18 protein-coding genes are annotated in these 17,225 nt (G+C 38.9%); 10 read left to right on the top strand and 8 right to left on the bottom strand.

Annotated elements, in window-relative coordinates:
• Positions 1-94 precede the first annotated feature (94 nt).
• The gene (locus CVT18_RS00785) at positions 95-1,600 is read left to right on the top strand and encodes a flagellin B (RefSeq protein WP_103629281.1); all 1,506 of its coding nucleotides are present in this window, start codon (positions 95-97) and stop codon (positions 1,598-1,600) included.
• Between the two features lie 315 nt (positions 1,601-1,915).
• Here the strand turns inward: CVT18_RS00785 and CVT18_RS00780 are convergent, their stop codons facing one another.
• The 8 genes from CVT18_RS00780 to dcd all read right to left on the bottom strand — a co-directional run bounded on the left by CVT18_RS00780 (position 1,916) and on the right by dcd (position 9,849).
• A complete protein-coding gene (locus CVT18_RS00780) occupies positions 1,916-3,937 on the bottom strand; it encodes a motility associated factor glycosyltransferase family protein (protein WP_103629282.1) in 2,022 nt (673 codons plus the stop codon).
• Entirely contained in the window at positions 3,934-4,965 is a 1,032-nt protein-coding gene (gene pseI, locus CVT18_RS00775) for a pseudaminic acid synthase (protein ID WP_107824104.1), read from the bottom strand. The genes CVT18_RS00780 and pseI overlap by 4 nt, the downstream gene beginning before the upstream one ends.
• 3 nt (positions 4,966-4,968) lie before the next feature.
• Positions 4,969-5,427 carry a UDP-4-amino-4,6-dideoxy-N-acetyl-beta-L-altrosamine N-acetyltransferase gene (pseH, locus tag CVT18_RS00770; RefSeq protein ID WP_107824103.1) on the bottom strand — a complete coding sequence of 153 codons (459 nt, stop codon included), beginning with the start codon at positions 5,425-5,427 and terminating at the stop codon, positions 4,969-4,971.
• Entirely contained in the window at positions 5,412-6,284 is an 873-nt protein-coding gene (gene pseG, locus CVT18_RS00765) for a UDP-2,4-diacetamido-2,4,6-trideoxy-beta-L-altropyranose hydrolase (RefSeq protein WP_107824102.1), read from the bottom strand. The genes pseH and pseG overlap by 16 nt, the downstream gene beginning before the upstream one ends.
• Positions 6,285-6,965 carry a pseudaminic acid cytidylyltransferase gene (gene pseF, locus CVT18_RS00760; protein ID WP_107824101.1) on the bottom strand — a complete coding sequence of 227 codons (681 nt, stop codon included), beginning with the start codon at positions 6,963-6,965 and terminating at the stop codon, positions 6,285-6,287. It abuts the gene before it with no gap.
• 3 nt (positions 6,966-6,968) lie between these two features.
• Positions 6,969-8,081 (bottom strand): UDP-4-amino-4,6-dideoxy-N-acetyl-beta-L-altrosamine transaminase, encoded by a 1,113-nt coding sequence (pseC, locus tag CVT18_RS00755; protein WP_107824100.1) that lies wholly within the window; start codon positions 8,079-8,081, stop codon positions 6,969-6,971.
• A complete protein-coding gene (gene pseB / locus CVT18_RS00750) occupies positions 8,078-9,073 on the bottom strand; it encodes a UDP-N-acetylglucosamine 4,6-dehydratase (inverting) (protein WP_107824099.1) in 996 nt (331 codons plus the stop codon). The genes pseC and pseB overlap by 4 nt, the downstream gene beginning before the upstream one ends.
• A gap of 215 nt (positions 9,074-9,288) precedes the next feature.
• The gene (gene dcd, locus CVT18_RS00745) at positions 9,289-9,849 is read right to left on the bottom strand and encodes a dCTP deaminase (protein ID WP_021091674.1); all 561 of its coding nucleotides are present in this window, start codon (positions 9,847-9,849) and stop codon (positions 9,289-9,291) included.
• 118 nt (positions 9,850-9,967) lie between these two features.
• Here dcd and CVT18_RS00740 point away from each other — a divergent pair, with 118 nt between their 5' ends.
• The 9 genes from CVT18_RS00740 (at position 9,968) to CVT18_RS00700 (ending at position 17,218) form a co-directional block, all read left to right on the top strand.
• Positions 9,968-10,810, top strand: a complete 843-nt coding sequence (locus CVT18_RS00740) for a DUF3737 family protein (RefSeq protein WP_103629289.1) — start codon at positions 9,968-9,970, stop codon at positions 10,808-10,810.
• 109 nt (positions 10,811-10,919) lie between these two features.
• On the top strand, positions 10,920-11,366 hold the full coding sequence (gene accB, locus CVT18_RS00735) for an acetyl-CoA carboxylase biotin carboxyl carrier protein (RefSeq protein WP_084041901.1): 447 nt from the start codon (positions 10,920-10,922) through the stop codon (positions 11,364-11,366).
• Positions 11,366-12,697: an acetyl-CoA carboxylase biotin carboxylase subunit gene (locus CVT18_RS00730; protein WP_072595397.1), complete on the top strand. Its 1,332-nt coding sequence runs from the start codon at positions 11,366-11,368 to the stop codon at positions 12,695-12,697. The genes accB and CVT18_RS00730 overlap by 1 nt, the downstream gene beginning before the upstream one ends.
• A 78-nt stretch (positions 12,698-12,775) precedes the next feature.
• Positions 12,776-14,134, top strand: a complete 1,359-nt coding sequence (locus CVT18_RS00725) for an MATE family efflux transporter (RefSeq protein WP_107824098.1) — start codon at positions 12,776-12,778, stop codon at positions 14,132-14,134.
• Positions 14,135-14,181: 47 nt separating this feature from the next.
• A complete protein-coding gene (locus CVT18_RS00720; protein ID WP_107824097.1) occupies positions 14,182-14,850 on the top strand; it encodes a CsgG/HfaB family protein in 669 nt (222 codons plus the stop codon).
• On the top strand, positions 14,835-15,239 hold the full coding sequence (locus CVT18_RS00715; protein WP_107824096.1) for a DUF4810 domain-containing protein: 405 nt from the start codon (positions 14,835-14,837) through the stop codon (positions 15,237-15,239). Before CVT18_RS00720 ends, CVT18_RS00715 begins: the two co-directional genes overlap by 16 nt.
• Entirely contained in the window at positions 15,229-15,906 is a 678-nt protein-coding gene (locus CVT18_RS00710) for a DUF799 domain-containing protein (RefSeq protein ID WP_107824095.1), read from the top strand. The genes CVT18_RS00715 and CVT18_RS00710 overlap by 11 nt, the downstream gene beginning before the upstream one ends.
• Before the next feature lie 5 nt (positions 15,907-15,911).
• Entirely contained in the window at positions 15,912-16,799 is an 888-nt protein-coding gene (locus CVT18_RS00705; protein WP_107824094.1) for a DMT family transporter, read from the top strand.
• Positions 16,796-17,218 (top strand): Sua5 YciO YrdC YwlC family protein, encoded by a 423-nt coding sequence (locus tag CVT18_RS00700; protein WP_107824093.1) that lies wholly within the window; start codon positions 16,796-16,798, stop codon positions 17,216-17,218. The genes CVT18_RS00705 and CVT18_RS00700 overlap by 4 nt, the downstream gene beginning before the upstream one ends.
• Positions 17,219-17,225: the final 7 nt, after the last annotated feature.

The following is a 17,225-nucleotide window of genomic DNA, read 5'->3' as shown; positions in this document are numbered from 1 at the left end:
TTTTTTCATTCATACCTATAAAGTTTTTAGAAAATTTCACGATATAGTTTTTGTGCGACAAGAAGTCGTAACTAAAAAATTAAAAGGATTTACAATGAGTTTTCGTATTAACACAAACGTAAACGCACTTAACACACACGCTAACGCAGTTAGCAACAACACTGACCTATCTAAGTCACTTAACAAACTTAGCTCAGGTCTTAGGATTCAAACAGCTGCAGACGATGCTTCAGGTCTATCTATTGCAGATAGCTTAAGAAGTCAAGCTTCAGCTTTAGGTCAAGCTATTGCAAACGGTAATGATGCTATTGGTATCATTCAAGTTGCCGATAAAGCTATGGACGAGCAGCTAAAAATTCTTGATACTATCAAGACAAAAGCTACTCAATCAGCTCAAGACGGCCAAACAACTCAATCACGCCAAGCATTGCAAGCTGATATCGTTCGTCTAATGGAAGAGCTTGACAATATCGGTAACACTACTTCATTTAACGGTCAGCAACTACTAAACGGAACATTCTCTAATAAAGAATTCCAAATAGGCGCTTACTCAAACCAAACTGTTAAAGCAAGTATTGGTGCGACTACGTCTGACAAGATCGGTCTTACACGTTTTGAGAGCTCAAGACTACTTACAGCTATGGGTGTAGTAAATCTTAAATTCTTAAACGTTGATGGTGTAAATGATGTTGGCGTTACAGCTGCTACTATCTCAACAGGTATAGGTAAAGGACTTGGTTCTTTAGCTGAGAATATCAACAAAGTTGCTGATAAAACTGGTGTTAGAGCTACAGCTGATGTTACTTGGAAAGCTAGTGCTGCTATTGGCGGCGGTTTAATTCAGTCTTTAACAATCAACGGCGTTAAAATCGGCGACTTGGAAGTTAAAGCAAATGATGCAAACGGTGCACTTGTAAATGCTATCAACTCTGTAAAAGATCAAACTGGCGTTGAAGCTTCTGTTGATGCTGAAACAGGTAAAATGGTACTAACAAGCCGCGATGGCCGTGCTATCGTAGCAAGTGGTAAAGATATCTCAAAAGGTCTTGGTGGTAAAGGTGCAGCTGCAAAAGGTACATCTTTAACTGGTTTCGTAGGCAGACTAAACCTAGTTCGCCTTGATGGTAGAGATATTAAGTTAAATGCTGGTGGCGTTGCTAAACTATCATTAGCATTCTCTGCTAATGGTGGTGCTCAACAATCAGTATCACTAAGAGACATAAGAGGCCAAATAGATAAAAACCTAGCAACTGCTATGGGCTTCCAAAGAATGAGTGGAGCTTTATCAGTAGCTCAATCTGCTGGTGTTATGACACTTCGTGGTGCGATGGCTGTTATGAGTATCGCTGAGTCAGCTCAAAAAACACTTGATCAAGTTCGTTCAGACCTTGGTTCAGTTCAAAACCAACTTCAAGCTACAGTTAATAACATCACTGTAACTCAAGTTAACGTAAAATCAGCAGAATCTCAAATCAGAGATGTTGATTTTGCTAGCGAGTCTGCTAACTTCTCAAAACATAACATCCTAGCTCAATCAGGTGCTTATGCTATGAGTCAAGCAAACAGCGTACAACAAAACGTAATGAAGCTTCTACAATAGTAGGAGCTGAGTGAAGTTTCCTCGAAAACGTAATGAAGCTACTACAATAGTTTCATTAAGGTTTTAGATAGAGGCTTTGTCGCAGTAACAAAGCCTTAAGAGTGTTAATGCTTTTACAATACGCAAACCCACGCCCCAGAGTTTAACTTTGGGGCTTTATCTACTAAAAATAAATAGTAATGTATCTATTTTGTCTTTGCTCTAGTGGTTTAATAATGGGTTGTGCTATAAATTTATAATTGTGACAGAGGCTTACTAAAACTAGTAAGCCAAATAAAAAGACTGTAAGTAAAATAATTCTACTTACAAATTAGCTTATATACTCAGTATAAAATTTTCTTTCGCTTTTCCTATCTCGTTTTTAGTTATTAGTTTTCTCTTTTTTAGCTCAGCAACAAGTGCTTTTGAAGCCTTTTTGGTAACTTCGATGTCAGCATTTAGACCACCAGCTGCAGAGAACATCCAGTATTTGTGCATGTTTACCCACATAAGAAGCTTATTAGTTTTTTGGATAGTTGTGTCACTTGGTGCTACAGAAATTTTTGCAAGCTCAAGTTCTTGATAGTAGACTGAAATTTGCAATATATTATCTACATATTTTTGATAATTACGTTTTGCGATTACATCTTTTAGTTTATCTATCTTTTTTGTTATTTTAAGAAGCTCATCAAAGTGCTTTTTTTCTATTTTATTTTCTTTATTGAGCTCAAGCAATTTATCTATACTAGGCACTACTTCTAAAAAGACTTTTTCTATTTGTTGTTTGACTTCACTTTGAGCTTTTATTTTTGCAAGTATGACTTTATAAGCTTTTAAAAGGTTTTTATTTACCGTCGTTTCACTATCTTTTTTTATATTAGGCAGTTTTTTAATCTCTTTGCCTTTGCAAAGCTCATGCATTACTTCTAAAAACGGCTTTTCTATAGTGCCTTCTATTCTAGCACCACCTTCGGTACAGTTATATGATTTTATATTCTCTAAGCTTGATTGGGCGATATCATTTTCAAACTGATTTTTAAATAGAGTCCAAACATATGTTGTTTTAACCTCTCCCTCTCCGCCATAGGCTTTAACATATAAATTTTCATCCACTTGCGCAAAAGCATGACCTTTCGCATGGCTCGCCCCATCTTTACCAAACGCTAGATCCTGTCCTATGAAAACGATATTTTTATGTCCTAAGACATAGGCTAGTTGGTAGGCCATGTTTGCACAACTATGTCCCACGCCCAAGTATCCATATCTTTTTAGGCCAAACATATACTCCTCTTGTTGAGGTCTCATAGTTAGTACTAGTTTTCTTGGCAAGATATTTTTAATAGTTTGCTTGTGTGTAACTGAGGCAACAATAAAGTGTATATTGTCATCAATATTTGGATGTTTTTTTTCAAAAAAACTAGAAGTTGGTTCTATTCTTTCAATCGACATTACATAATCAGGCTTGATATCATGCCTTGCAAGGATTGGGTAAGAGGCATCAACACTTATAATGCTAACATATGGAGCAAATTTCTTAAGTGTATTAAGCTGTTTATCTAGGCTTGGACCAGTTGATACAATTATGGCTGTATCCATAAGACCATATCTTTTTTTAACAAGACTTGTGTAGCAATAATTGCTAATCATGGGCACTAAATTTTCACAATTTTGTCTTGTGCCTAATAAAAGATCGTCTATGCTATTGCCGTGAGCAACTACTATTTGAGAAAATGCCCTTGTAATCTCTTTGTTTATTCTTATGTAGTCCTCTTCAAACTGATCATAAAAAGGCATATGAATCATAAGATTATCATAGGTTTTTGCATATGAGTTTAGTTTCGCTTCTGTAACCAGATAATAAAAATGTGTATAGGTTGCAAATTTTGAATAAAAAAGTATTATCTGTCCACTCTCTAGTTCGCTTGATAGATCAATAACATTTAAAACAAGATATATGATCTCAATCTCTGGCTCTATGACCACGATTTTTTGGTGTGTTTCATTTTTTGCTAATGCTTTATAGAGTACGCCATTGCCCAGTCCATAAAAAAATAGTATCGGATAACGTTTATAGTCACTTTCTATATCTTCAAGCAGCTTTAAAATGTCTGCTCCAGGATTTTCATAGATATATTTAAAAGTATGCTTGTTTATTAAATTTATATCAATTGGATCTTTTCCTATAAAAATTTCATAGTCTTCATTTCCAGCAATAGACCAAAGCCTTGCTGCTAGAATTTCATCTTGCTGAAATAGTGCTTGAAGATTTTTTTGAAAGATAGGATTTTGGATATTTGATACATTATCTTTAGACGGTTTCGCCTTTTTATTAGATGCCTTATCGTTTTTATTGTTCATATAAAATCCTCCTTTGTTAATCTCTCGCTAAATTTTATATCTCTTTTTGCTTTTTTGCCGATCAGCTCTTTTAAAAATTTAGGGTGCAGTCCGTACCCTGGGCGCACACTCCTTACATTTTGCTCACTAAAAATTTCACCTTTTTTTATATCCGCACTCGCATAAAGTGAGCGCGAAAATCTCCTGTTTAGAACCGCTTTTTCATCTAGCTCGTAGTTTACCACGCCTAAAAGCTCCTCAGCCTCTCTAACACACTTTGCCATAAGAGCAAATTCTCTCTCATCAAGGCTAAATGCGCTATCAACGCTTTTTACGCTTTTATCAAGTATAAAATGCTTTTCAATTATCCTAGCACCCAGGCTAACCGCAACAACTGGGGCTGTCACGCCTAAAGTGTGATCTGAAAAGCCAACCTCAACGCCAAATTTCTCTCTCATATTAGCTATCGTTTGTAAATTCATGCCATTTAGCGGCGCTGGGTAGCTTGAAGTGCATTTTAAAAGGGCGATGTCGCTATTACCTGCATTTTTGCAAATTTGCACCACGTCTTGTATCTCTTCTTCGTAGGCTATGCCAGTTGAGATGATGATGGGCCTACCTTTTTTGGCCACAAACTCTACAAAATCATAATCCGTCACTTCAAAGCTTGCGACCTTATAGGCTGGTGGGTTAAACTGTTCTAAAAAGTTGGCGTCATCCTTGCAAAATGGACTTGAAAAGCAGACAAGCTCCTCCTCTTTTGCTACTTTAAAAAGCTCAGCGTGCCACTCTTTTGGCGTTAGCGCCTCTTGGTAAAGCTCGTATAAATTTCGCTCGTCCCAAAGTCCGCCCTTTATGACAAAGTCGTCTAGGTGCGAATTTAGAGTCAAACTATCAGGCGTATATGTCTGAAGCTTTATTGCGTCCGCCCCAGCACGCTTAGCCGCCTTTATCGTATCTACCGCCGTTTTTAGGCTACCGCTGTGATTAGCAGAGAGCTCTGCTATTATAAAGACCTTTTTGTCTGTATCAAAATTTCCTATTTTCATCCGCTAGTCCGTTTCTTTTTTAAGCTCAAGATAGCTAAATTCATCATCTTTTGCGTAGATCTTAAAGCCAAAATTTTTATAAAGTGCGAGTGCTTTTTCGTTGTTATTATAAGCTTTTGCCTTTAGCGAGCCAACCTTTAATGTAAAAAAAGCGTAGTCTTTTATGAGATCAAGCAACTTTTTGCCCACTCCTTTTAGCTCCGGGTTTTTATAAACGCCAAATTCGCAACTTTCTTTTGTGATATCAACAAAGCTTATCACTCCGATAAATTCACTCTCGTCTTTTACTAAAAAATAAATCTTATCTTGAATGCTCTTTAATCTCTCTAAAAAAGTAAAATGCTCCTCTTTGCCAACACTTTTATTTTTCATAAATTTGGCTATACGCTCGTCGTTTCGCCACTTTAAGACCATCAGCTTTTGCTCATCGCTAAGCGAGGTAAAATTTATAAGCTCAAGCAAATTTCATCTCCCCAGTAGGCTTCATAGCCATTTTCTTTTAGCCAAGCAAAGATCTCTTTTTGATTATCCGCTACGCAAATGGCTTTAAATTTAGCTCCCAAAACATAAGCTTCATTTACAAGCGAGCTTGCTGTTATGATGAGCATTTTGGCCTCATTCATCAGCCTTGCTACATTTTTACTATCTACAAAAAGGCTAAAATTTTCGCTCTTGCTTGATAGCTCTTTTAGTGCGCTCAAGTTTTTATTTCCGCTAGTTGTTATGACGGCTGTTTTTAGCCCTTTTAAGAGCAGTTTTTCTGAAATTTTAGCACTTAGCCCTGAGATATCAGTGCCTCCAAGAATGATAGCATAGTCGTAAATTTTTTCCCTTTTTACCTGCGCTTCTTCATAAAACTCATCTCTAACTAGCAAAAACTCGCTTCCGCAAAATACCTCACAGCCTTTTTCTACCAGCCCCTCATATCTTGCCTTTTGCGCATATAAATTTACGTTTAATATGTAGTCTGCAAAATGTTTTTCGTAAGTGTCATCAAATGATAAAATTTTAACGCCAGTTTTTTCTTTTATAGCTCTTTCGTCTTCAAAGCTAAAGCCGTAGTGGTCGATGATGAGAAGCTCAAATTTATCATCTTTTATAAGTTCACAAAGTTCATCTACCTCGCCACTACTTAAACTAAATTTAGGGTAGTTTATCTCATCAAAAATGTCACCATCTAGCCTCAAAGATACAAATGAGATGTCGTTAAATTTTTTAGCAAGCAAAAGGTCTCGCCTGATGTGCCCATGCCCTATCTTGCTGCTACTATCAGCGCGCACGAGCGTTTTTAGCAAGAGGAGTCCTTTAAATTCTTTCAATCAGATCTTTCCATTATTTATCAAATAAAGCTTCTTAGCAAACTCAAAATCCTCTAGCGTGTCGATATCGCAGACTAAATTTCTTGGCAGCAAATATGCCTTTGAGTGTGGCGCAAACAAAGCACTGCACTCCAGCCAAGCCTCTTTTTTGCCAAAATAAAATGCCCCAGCGTCATGAAACGCAGGCTCAAGATCTTGCGAGCGTGTCTTTTCAAACTGAGGATAAAACATGCTAACGCTAGCGTTTTCATCAAGTTTTATCGCCCTTTGTATAGGGAAATCAAACGCAGTCGCTGAAAATAAAAATTTACACTCCTGCTTTTTAAACTCTCCTGCAGCCTCTTTTAAAATTTCAGCCCTTATAAGCGGTGCTGTGGCATAAAGGCAGCAGACATCACTAAAGCCAGAATTTACGCGCCCTATCGCGTCTTTTATCACGTCAGTGCTTGTCGCGTAGTCATCGCTTAGGCTCGCATCTCTAAAAAATGGCACGCTAGCTCCAAATTCTCTAGCCACATTTGCGATCATTTCATCATCGGTGCTTACGATCACTTCGCTAAAAACTTTAGAATTTAGCGCGGCCTCAATGCTATATGCGATTAAGGGCTTGCCTAAAAAGTCTTTTATGTTTTTGCCAGGTATCCTCTTGCTGCCGCCTCTTGCTGGGATGATGCAGATCATTTTTTACTCGCTAAAGCTTTTTAGCACATCAAATAGCGTGCTAGCTACAAATTTAGCATCATCCACGCTCATGCCGTGATGGCATGGGATGCTAAGCTCGGCACTATAAAATTTCTCCGCATTTGGCAGTGAAATTTCGCCAAGGAGCGCTTTATAAAAGCTAAATTTATATGTTGGCTTGTAGTGCACCTGCACACCAACGCCCTTTTGCAAGAGTGCTTCAAAAATTTGCTCTTTTTTATCCCAAAGTTTCTCATCCAAAAGTACTGGATATAGGTGCCTTGAGCTAGTTGTATTTGCTGGGATCTTTATAGTTTTAAAATACTCGCACCCACTAAATTTATCATCATAAAATTTAGCTATCTCATTTCTTTTAACGATAAAGTCGTCCAGTCTTTTTAGCTGGCTAAGCCCCAAAGCGCAGGCCACGTCTGTGATCCTATAGTTGTATCCAAGTAGGCTCATATCGCTATCCCAAAGCTTTGTTTTGGTGATGCCGTGGCTTCTATAAAGCCTTGCAAGCCTTGCTAGCTCATCGTCGTTTGTAGCAAGTGCGCCGCCCTCAAGCGTGGTGATAGGCTTTACAGGGTGAAAGCTAAATATGCTAATATCAGCCTTAACGCCCACTTTTACGCCATTTTGTACGCTACCAAGGGCGTGAGAGGCGTCATCTATCACTTTTATGCCATGCTTTTTGGCTAAATTTATGATCTTATCTAGCTCCACTGGGTTGCCACCGTAATCAACAGCAGTTATCACCTTCGTTTTTGGCGTGATAAGAGTTGGAATTTTCTCTTCATCGATGTTGCCATTTGCTTTTACGTCGCAAAATTTAATCTGCGCTCCTGCCATCAAAGCCGCATTTGCAGTGGCCGCAAACGTAATAGGCGTCGTGATCACTTCATCGCCGTCTTTTACGCCAAGGCTTAGATAAGCCACATGAAGAGCCGAAGTGGCTGAATTCATGGCGACCACGTGCTTTACGCCAACATACTTTGCCAGCTCTTCTTCAAATTTACTAACCTTTTGGCCACCTGTTAAGATGTCATCTTTTAAGGCATCAGTGACTGCCTTTATGTCCTCTTCTGTGATCTGCTGACGGCTGTAAGGGATCATTTAGCATCTCCTATCATCTCAAGAAGACCTGCTCTATCGAGCCAAATTTTATTTGTATTTGAGCTATATTCAAAGTCTTCGCTCACTGGCTTGCCCTTTTGATGAAGGGCATTTGTCGAGAAGTCCTGCGCTGTTAAAAACTGAATAGACGGACTAATAACGTAGTAATCATCAAATTCGTATGTAAGATGCGCGTCGTCTCTTGAAATCATCATCTCATGCATCTTTTCGCCTGGGCGAATGCCTATGATCTTGACGCCAAGCTCTGGTGCAAGGGCTTTTGCGAGATCGACCATCGTCATTGATGGGATCTTTGGTATGAAAATTTCGCCGCCTTTCATCCTCTCAAAGTTTTTAAGGACGAAATTTACACCTTGTTCAAGCGTGATCCAAAACCTAGTCATCTTCTCATGCGTGATAGGAAGCTCTTTTTCACCTTGTGCGATCAGTTTTTTAAAGAGCGGCACGACTGATCCACGAGAGCCAACGACATTTCCATATCTTACGACGCTAAATCTTGTTTTTTTGTCTCCAACGATGTTATTCGCAGCGACAAAGAGCTTGTCACTGGCTAGCTTTGTAGCTCCATATAAATTTACAGGGTTGCACGCTTTGTCAGTTGAGAGTGCGATCACCTTGCTAACGCCACACTCCAAAGAGGCGTCGATGACGTTTTGAGCGCCATCTATGTTTGTTTTGATACACTCCATTGGGTTGTATTCGGCGATTGGTACGTGTTTCATCGCAGCTGCGTGGATGACGTAGTCTATGCCGTTCATCGCAGTTCTTAAGCGCTTATAGTCCCTCACGTCGCCGATAAAAAAACGCATGGCCTTGTCTTTAAACATTTGGGCCATTTCGTATTGCTTTAGCTCGTCGCGTGAGTAGATAACTAGCCTTTTTGGCTTGTATTTTTTTAACAAAATTTCAGTGTATTTTTTACCAAAACTTCCTGTTCCGCCGGTGATTAATATCGATTTGTTGTTAAACATTTTGCGCCTTTTTGCTAGTCATTTTTTGATTTATAAATGGCTAATTTGAATTATTTTTTATAAATTTTTAAGCAAAAGCTGTGCCAAATTTAAAATTTGTTTATCAAAGCTTCGCTCTTTCTAGCTTCTATTTCGTCAAAATTTCGTTATTGTTTAGGGTTTTGCAAAAAGTGGGCGATAAATTTAGCCTTTGCAAAGTCGCAAAGGCATGAAAATTACTTCAAAATTCTAGGCAGCGTGATGCCTTCTTGGGCTTGGTATTTGCCATTTTTATCAGCATACGTCACCTCGCAAGGCTCATCGCCCTCGATAAATAGCACCTGCGCGATGCCCTCGTTTGCGTAGATCTTCGCAGGTAACGGTGTCGTGTTTGAGATCTCTATCGTGATATGCCCCTTAAATCCAGGCTCAAAAGGCGTTACGTTTACGATGATACCGCAGCGAGCGTAGGTGCTTTTGCCAAGGCAGATCGCTAGCACGTTATCAGGCATGTTAAAGTACTCGATCGTACGCGCTAGAGCGAATGAATTTGGCGGCACGATGCAGACATCGCCCTTAAAATCGACCACGTTTTTCTCGTCGAAATTTTTCGGATCGACCACGGTGCCGCCGATGTTCGTAAAGATTTTAAACTCATCACCAACGCGGATATCGTAGCCGTAGCTAGAAACGCCGTAACTAACGACGCCGCGTCCGACTTGTTCCTCAGCAAACGGCACTATCATATTTTTCTCAACCGACATTTTTCTTATCCAAGAGTCTGACTTTAAACCCATTTTTGCTCCTTTTTTGGGCGATTATAACGCTTTGCGTCTTTAAAGTAAATTTAATAAAGCGAATAAATTAGATTAAAATTAGTATAATTTTAACAGCAAAAATTAATAAAGGACAAAAATGCAAGAGAAAAATGCAGAAATTTTTACTGGTGAGCGTGCGATGTTTGGGGCAAAAAGTGTAAATTTTACAAACTGCATCTTTAAAGATGGTGAGTCGCCGCTAAAGCACAGCTCAAATTTAAAGCTAAATGAGTGCGTTTTTGCCTACAAATACCCACTTTGGTACGCAAGCGATGTCACGCTAAATGGCGGATACTTGGAGCCTCTAGCAAGGGCTGGTATGTGGTACAGTACAAATTTAAGCTTCAAAGACGTGGTCATCAACGCTCCAAAAAGCTTTAGAAAAAGCTCGCAAATTTCGCTAGAAAATGTAAATTTTTCAGATGCTAGTGAAACACTTTGGGGATGCGCGGATGTGAAGATAAAAAATGTTTTTGCAAAAGGCGATTACTTCGGGGCAAATAGCGAAAATTTAGAGATCGATGGGCTAAATTTAGACGGAAACTACTGCTTTGATGGTTGTAAAAATGTCCATATCGCAAACTCAAAGCTCATTTCAAAAGATGCATTTTGGAACTGCGAAAACGTGACCGCGCAAAATTGTCTCATCTCAGGCGAATATCTGGCTTGGAACTCAAAAAATGTGACGCTCATAAACTGCACGATAAAGAGTCTCCAAGCCCTATGTTACGTGGAAAATTTGATCGTAAAAGATTGCATTTTTATGGATACAAGTCTTGCGTTTGAATATTCAAGTGTCGATGTAAGCACAAGCGGAGCGATAAAAAGCATAAAAAATCCAAAAAGTGGCGTAATAAGGGCAGCAAAGATAGATGAGATCATCATCGATGAAAATTTAGTTGATACTAAAGGCATTAAGATAATTATTACTGAAAAATAACTTAGCAAAAAAGAGTAGCTTTGAGTTCTCGTTTTTGCTTCATAAAAAAATTTTTTATCTAATTTTCGCTACAATTAGACGCTTATATAAAAATTTAGGAGAAATTTCTATGAAAAAAGAAGATATAAAAGAGCTTATCGAATTTTTTAATGATATGGAGATGAATCATATCAAAATAAAAAGTGGTGATTTTGAGGTAGAGCTTGAAAAATTTTCAGATTATTGCGCGCCTGCTAAACCAGCAGCACAAGCGCCAGCTCCAGCACCTGTAAATGTAGTCGTTAATTCAGAGGTAAAACCAGCTGCAAACTCGCCAAAAGATAGCATAAAATCTCCTATGGTAGGTACTTTCTATGCTGCTCCAAGCCCAGGCGCTGCTCCGTTTGTAAAAGTAGGTCAAAGAGTGAGAAAAGGCGATGTAGTAGGTATCATTGAGGCTATGAAGATCATGAATGAGATTGAGGCTGAGTTTGACTGCCAGATCACTGAGATGCTAGTCTCTGACGGACAGCCAGTTGAGTTTGGATTGCCGTTATTTGGTGTGGAGAAAAATTAATGGAATTAAAAAGAATTTTAATCGCAAACCGCGGCGAAATCGCTCTTCGTGCTTTGCGAACGATAAAGGAGATGGGTAAAGAAGCCGTTGTAGTCTATTCAACCGCTGATAAAGACGCACTTTACGTAAAATATGCCGACGTGGCCATTTGCATTGGTAAAGAGCGCTCAAGTGATAGCTACCTAAATATCCCAGCTATCATAAGTGCAGCTGAGATCAGCGAAGCAGACGCTATTTTTCCTGGATATGGCTTTTTAAGTGAAAATCAAAATTTTGTTGAAATTTGCTCACATCACAAGATCAAATTCATTGGACCAAGTGTTGCTGCGATGGCTTTGATGAGCGATAAAAGTAAGGCAAAGCAAGTTATGCAAAGAGCTGGCGTACCAGTAATTCCTGGCTCAGACGGTGCTGTGGCTGATACAAAAGCTGCAAAAGAGCTAGCTAAAAAGATAGGCTATCCAGTCATCTTAAAAGCTGCTGCAGGTGGCGGCGGACGCGGCATGCGCGTGGTTGAAAAAGAGGCTGATTTAGAAAAAGCGTTTTGGTCGGCTGAAAGTGAAGCTATGAGCGCATTTGGCGATGGCACAATGTATATGGAAAAATATATCCTAAACCCACGCCACATCGAAGTTCAAGTAATTGGCGATAGCCATGGCAATGTGCTTCACATCGGCGAGCGTGACTGCTCTATGCAGCGTCGCCACCAAAAGCTGATCGAAGAAAGCCCAGCTATTTTACTTGATGAAAAAACAAGAGAGAGACTTCACGAAACAGCCATAAAAGCGGCAAAAGCGATTGGTTACGAGGGAGCTGGTACGTTTGAGTTTTTGGTTGATAAAAATTTAGACTTTTATTTCATCGAGATGAATACAAGACTTCAAGTTGAGCACACAGTAAGCGAAATGGTAAGCGGACTTGATATTATCGAACTTATGATAAAAGTGGCTGAAGGCGAGGCGCTACCATCACAAGAGAGCATTGAGTTAAAAGGCCATGCTATAGAGTGCAGGATAACAGCCGAAGATCCAAATACATTTACGCCGTGTCCTGGAAAGATCACAAAATATGTCTGCCCAGGTGGCCGCAATGTAAGAATGGATAGTCATATCTATCAAGACTACTCTATACCGCCATATTACGATAGCATGATCGGCAAACTTGTGGTTTGGGATACCGATAGAAATAGGGCGATCCATAAGATGAAAGTAGCTCTTGATCAGCTCATAATAAATGGCATAAAAACAACAAAAGATTTTCACATCGCTATGATGGAAAACAAAGACTTTTTAAGCAATAACTACGATACAAATTATCTTTCAAGACACTAAAATTTTTAAGTCAGGATTTGCAAAAAGCAGATCCTGGCTTAAAAATATTAAAATTTTTAAGTTTATCTTAGGGGAAGCATGGTAAACAAAACCAAAGATCAAAATACAAAATTTTTCTCAAATGCCGACCTTGCGAAGCTATTTTTCCCTATTGCGGTTGAGCAGTTTTTAGAGTATGGCCTAGGGCTTGTAAACTCTCTAATGGCGGCAAGTGTTAGTGAAAGCGCTGTAAGTGCGATTAGTCTTGTGGAATTTGTCATGGCACTTTTTATCAGCATTTTTACAGCCATCGCTACTGGCGGCTCAGTGGTTGCTAGCCAGTATCTTGGTAATAAACAAAGTGGCAATGCCAAAATCACAGCAAATCAGCTCGTTTGGTTTAGTTTTATCTTTGCCCTTTTTATCGCAGCGGTCATCATAGTTTTAAAAGATATTATCCTAGATTATGTCTTTGGTAATATTGGAGAGCAAGTAAGGCATGATGCTAGTCACTATCTTGTTTTCTCAGCTATTTCTGCGCCATTTTTGGCTGTCTATGCAGCAGCTGCGGCGATCTTTCGCACAATGTCAAATGCCAAGCTTCCTATGTATATTATGGCGGCTGCAAATTTATTAAACGTACTTCTAACTGCCATTAGTATCTACACATTTCATACTGGTATTTTAGGTATTGCCATCAGTACGCTTATAGCCAAGATGCTTGCTTGCTTTGTTATAGTCTATTTGCTTCTTGATATAAGGCTAAAACTTCACATAAGAAAGAGCTTTATCTATAAATTTGACTACGAGATCATCAAGAAAATTTTAAATATCGGTGTGCCTTATGGCTTTGAAAATTCGATGTTTTATGTGGGTCGCATCATCGTTTTGAGTCTTGTTTCACTCTTTGGCACAGCAAGTATCGCTGCAAATGCCGTGGGCGGGACGATCGTGATGTTTCAAGTACTCCCTGGCATGGCGATAGGCACAGGCCTAAGCGTCGTAGTGTCTAGATGCATCGGCGCAAACGACTTTGCTCAGGCTAAATTTTACGTAAGAAAGTCGATGATAAGTATCTATATTGTCCAGCTTTTTAGCACAGCTGTGATTTTGTTTTTACTTGAGCCATTGCTTCTTGTTTATAATCTCTCAAGCGAAGCCATAAATTTAACAAGACAGATCGTCTGGTATCACGGTATCGCTATGTGTCTTATTTGGCCACTTGCCTACACATATCCGATCGTTTTTCGTGCTGCAGGGGACGCTAAATATCCGATGATTGTAAATTTAGTTTGTATGTTTGCTTGTAGAGTCATATTGGCCTATGTCTTTGCGCTCACATTTGATCTTGGCATGATAGGTACTTGGTTTGCAATGTTTGCTGACTGGGCTGTAAAGGCGGTGTTTTTTACGATTAGATACTTAAAAGGCACATGGATGAAATTTAAAGCTATTTAAAAAGAAATTTAGTAATATACAAACGATTTTGTCGCAAAGGATAAAAAATGAAAAGTGTATTTAAATTTAGTACGATTTTGACGGCAGCAGTACTTTTTGCTGGATGTGCGAGCGAGAGCTCAAGAGTGGTTGAGACCCCAAAAGTAGCAAGCTACGGCACAGTTTACAATGGCCAAAAAATTTCAGTTTCGATAGGTCGATTTAATAATCAATCAGCTTACCAAAATGGTGTATTTGCTGATGGCGAGGATAGGCTTGGTAACCAAGCTCAAAGCATTTTGATCACAAATTTACAGCAAAGTGGCAGATTTTTAGTGCTTGATAGATCAAATATGAAAGTCATAAAACAAGAGAGCGAGCTAAGTAAAGAGGCTCAAAATTTAAAAGGCTCACGATATGTGATAACTGGTGATGTGACAGAGTTTGGTCGTAAGACAACAGGTGATCACCAGCTATTTGGCATACTTGGTAAAGGCAAGCAACAAACTGCCTACTCAAAGGTAAATTTAAACGTTGTTGATACAAAAACCGCAGAAGTTGTCTATTCAGTTAGCGGAGCTGGCGAATACACCCTTTCAAACAGAGAGATCATCGGTTTTGGCGGTACAGCAGGATACGATTCTACGCTAAATGGCAAGGTTTTAAGTCTAGCTATTATTGAAGCGGTAAATAATCTAGTAAATGGTATAGAAAGCGGAGCATGGCAAGTAAAATAGGGCTTGCAAGCCTTGGGCTTTTTGTGCTATTTTTATCGGGTTGCGGTCATTCAAACGGCCCAAGATCACTTTATTATTGGGACGGATCATATAGTAGCTCGCTATATAGCTACCTAAATGAAGAGGGCGATACAAACGAGCAAATTTCACACTTAGAAAATTTGGTCCAGACATCTATACAAAAAGGATACAAGGTTGCGCCAGGGCTTTATGCGCACCTTGGACTTTTATACCTAAATAATGGGAATTTAGGCGCTGCAAATGCAAATTTTGACAAAGAAGTAGAGAATTTCCCAGAGTCAAGGGAGTATATAAATTTCATCAAAGGCTCTAAAAATTTGACTCCAAAAAAAGTAGAGCAAAAAGAGGAGGCAAATAATGAAAAATAGCCTGAAATTTATAGCCTTTGCATTTTTAGCAGTATTTTTTACGGGCTGCTCTATAAAAGAGCCTGAGCCATACGACTACTCAGAATTTTTACAAAAAAGACCTCACTCTATCTTAGTGCTTATGCCAACAAACGATAGCACAGAAATTTCTGGCCCAGCTGCAGTTTTAGCAAATACAGTCGCACCATTAAGTGAGGCGGGATACTACGTATTTCCAGTAGCTCTTGTAAATGATACCTTTAAGCTAAATGGCATAACCGAGCCAAGCGAGATCGCAGCAGTGCCACTAAATAAGCTTGATAAAATTTTTCATGCCGATAGTGTACTTTACATAAACATAAAAGATTATGGTACGAGCTATGCGGTCATCTCAAGCTCAACAAAGGTCATTCTTGAAGCAAAGCTTATCGATATAAAAAGTGGCGCTACTCTTTGGCAAGGCAGTGCCATAGCAGCAGAAGATAGCAGCAGCGGTCAAAGTAGCCTACTTGGCATGTTAGTCTCAGCTGTCATCTCACAGGTGGCAAATACCATCTCAGATAGATCATACGATCTAGCAGTGATGGCAGATGCTTATTTATTTTCAAGAGATTGTCATAACTGTATACTTTATGGACCATATTCGCCGCATTATGGCAAAGATGCACAGCTTCATAAAGATAGATAAATTTAATGAATACTCATCGTCTTGGGATACTCCTTACTTTAGTTGGCGGTATCCTTTGGGGATTTAGTGGGGGTTGTGGGCAGTATCTATTTTCACTTGGTATAAATTCTGATTTTTTGGTGCCATATAGACTGATGTTAGCTGGCATTGTTATTGTGATTTTTTATGCTTTTAAAGAACCAAGTACCGTTTTTGCTCCGATTAAAGATATAAAGCTCCTTGGCGAGTTTTTAGTCTATGCTCTGCTTGGGCTTATGATGACGCAGTACGCTTATTTTTACTCCATTGAGCTTTCAAATGCCGCAGTTGCGACTGTTATTCAATACACTGCTCCTGCTTTAATTTTAATGGTCATTTGCATAAAAGAAAAACGCACCCCAAGAAAACTTGAAATTTTAGCTCTATTTTTAGCTATGCTTGGCGTATTTTTCCTAAGCACACATGCTCAAATTTCATCTCTTGTAATCTCGCCAAAGGCCTTGTTCTGGTGCTTGGTGAGTGCCATTTGTGTTTGTGTTTATAATCTTGCTCCAGCAAGGCTAAATGCTAAATATTCAGTCACTCTCACGCTTGGCTGGGGCATGGTTATGGGCGGAATAGTGCTTGCTTGCTATATGAGAGTTTGGGATTTTGCTGGGCTTAATGGTATAAATCAATGGCTTGCATTTATTGCTGTTATTACGCTTGGCACCATTTTTGCATTTAGCTTTTATATGATAGGTGTTAAGCTCATAGGCGCAGCAAAAGCTAGTTTATTAGCCTGCATAGAACCACTAAGTGCAGCATTTTTTGGCTACTTTTGGCTTGGGACAAAATTTGTATTTTGGGATTTTTTAGGATTTGCTCTAATAATCTCTTGTATATTTTTACTATCAAAAAGAGAAAAATTATGATATTTCTAGCACAAACCGATACGACAGCTGGCTTTTTGAGTAAAGATTATAAAGAGATAAATAAGGCCAAAATGCGTGATGAGAATAAACCTTGCCTTATCACGACGGCAAAATTTAGCGTTTTAAATGAGCTTGTTAGAGTGCCAAAAAAATATAAAAATTTTATACGCCATTCAAGAAAAGCCACATTTTTGTATCCAAATTTAAAGGCTATTAGAGTCGTAAAAGAGTGCGAGCACGAAAAATTTTTAGCTAAATTTGACTGGCTTTATTCAAGCAGTGCGAACAAAAATGGGCAAAATTTTAATGAAGCTTGGGCTATGAGCGTGGCTGATGAAATAGTAGATGATCATTTTTTCGAAGATGCTCCATCAAAAATTTATAAAATTTCTCCAAAAAAAATAAAACGTTTAAGATAACTAGTGA

The organism is Campylobacter concisus (assembly GCF_003048405.1).
GTDB lineage: Bacteria > Campylobacterota > Campylobacteria > Campylobacterales > Campylobacteraceae > Campylobacter_A > Campylobacter_A concisus_Q.
The sequence above is the reverse complement of the archived record's forward strand: the minus strand, read 5'-3'. Positions and strand labels throughout refer to the sequence as shown.

Excerpts from the sequence above, each read along its gene's own strand:
- CVT18_RS00705 (WP_107824094.1), top strand. The coding sequence starts at position 15,912 with ATGAATACTCATCGTCTTGGGATACTCCTTACTTTAGTTGGCGGTATC.
- dcd (WP_021091674.1), bottom strand. The coding sequence starts at position 9,849 with ATGGGTTTAAAGTCAGACTCTTGGATAAGAAAAATGTCGGTTGAGAAA.
- CVT18_RS00710 (WP_107824095.1), top strand. The coding sequence starts at position 15,229 with ATGAAAAATAGCCTGAAATTTATAGCCTTTGCATTTTTAGCAGTATTT.
- CVT18_RS00740 (WP_103629289.1), top strand. The coding sequence starts at position 9,968 with ATGCAAGAGAAAAATGCAGAAATTTTTACTGGTGAGCGTGCGATGTTT.
- CVT18_RS00785 (WP_103629281.1), top strand. The coding sequence starts at position 95 with ATGAGTTTTCGTATTAACACAAACGTAAACGCACTTAACACACACGCT.
- pseI (WP_107824104.1), bottom strand. The coding sequence starts at position 4,965 with ATGAAAATAGGAAATTTTGATACAGACAAAAAGGTCTTTATAATAGCA.
- pseF (WP_107824101.1), bottom strand. The coding sequence starts at position 6,965 with ATGATCTGCATCATCCCAGCAAGAGGCGGCAGCAAGAGGATACCTGGC.
- pseC (WP_107824100.1), bottom strand. The coding sequence starts at position 8,081 with ATGATCCCTTACAGCCGTCAGCAGATCACAGAAGAGGACATAAAGGCA.
- CVT18_RS00715 (WP_107824096.1), top strand. The coding sequence starts at position 14,835 with ATGGCAAGTAAAATAGGGCTTGCAAGCCTTGGGCTTTTTGTGCTATTT.
- CVT18_RS00720 (WP_107824097.1), top strand. The coding sequence starts at position 14,182 with ATGAAAAGTGTATTTAAATTTAGTACGATTTTGACGGCAGCAGTACTT.
- CVT18_RS00700 (WP_107824093.1), top strand. The coding sequence starts at position 16,796 with ATGATATTTCTAGCACAAACCGATACGACAGCTGGCTTTTTGAGTAAA.
- CVT18_RS00780 (WP_103629282.1), bottom strand. The coding sequence starts at position 3,937 with ATGAACAATAAAAACGATAAGGCATCTAATAAAAAGGCGAAACCGTCT.
- accB (WP_084041901.1), top strand. The coding sequence starts at position 10,920 with ATGAAAAAAGAAGATATAAAAGAGCTTATCGAATTTTTTAATGATATG.
- CVT18_RS00730 (WP_072595397.1), top strand. The coding sequence starts at position 11,366 with ATGGAATTAAAAAGAATTTTAATCGCAAACCGCGGCGAAATCGCTCTT.
- CVT18_RS00725 (WP_107824098.1), top strand. The coding sequence starts at position 12,776 with ATGGTAAACAAAACCAAAGATCAAAATACAAAATTTTTCTCAAATGCC.
- pseB (WP_107824099.1), bottom strand. The coding sequence starts at position 9,073 with ATGTTTAACAACAAATCGATATTAATCACCGGCGGAACAGGAAGTTTT.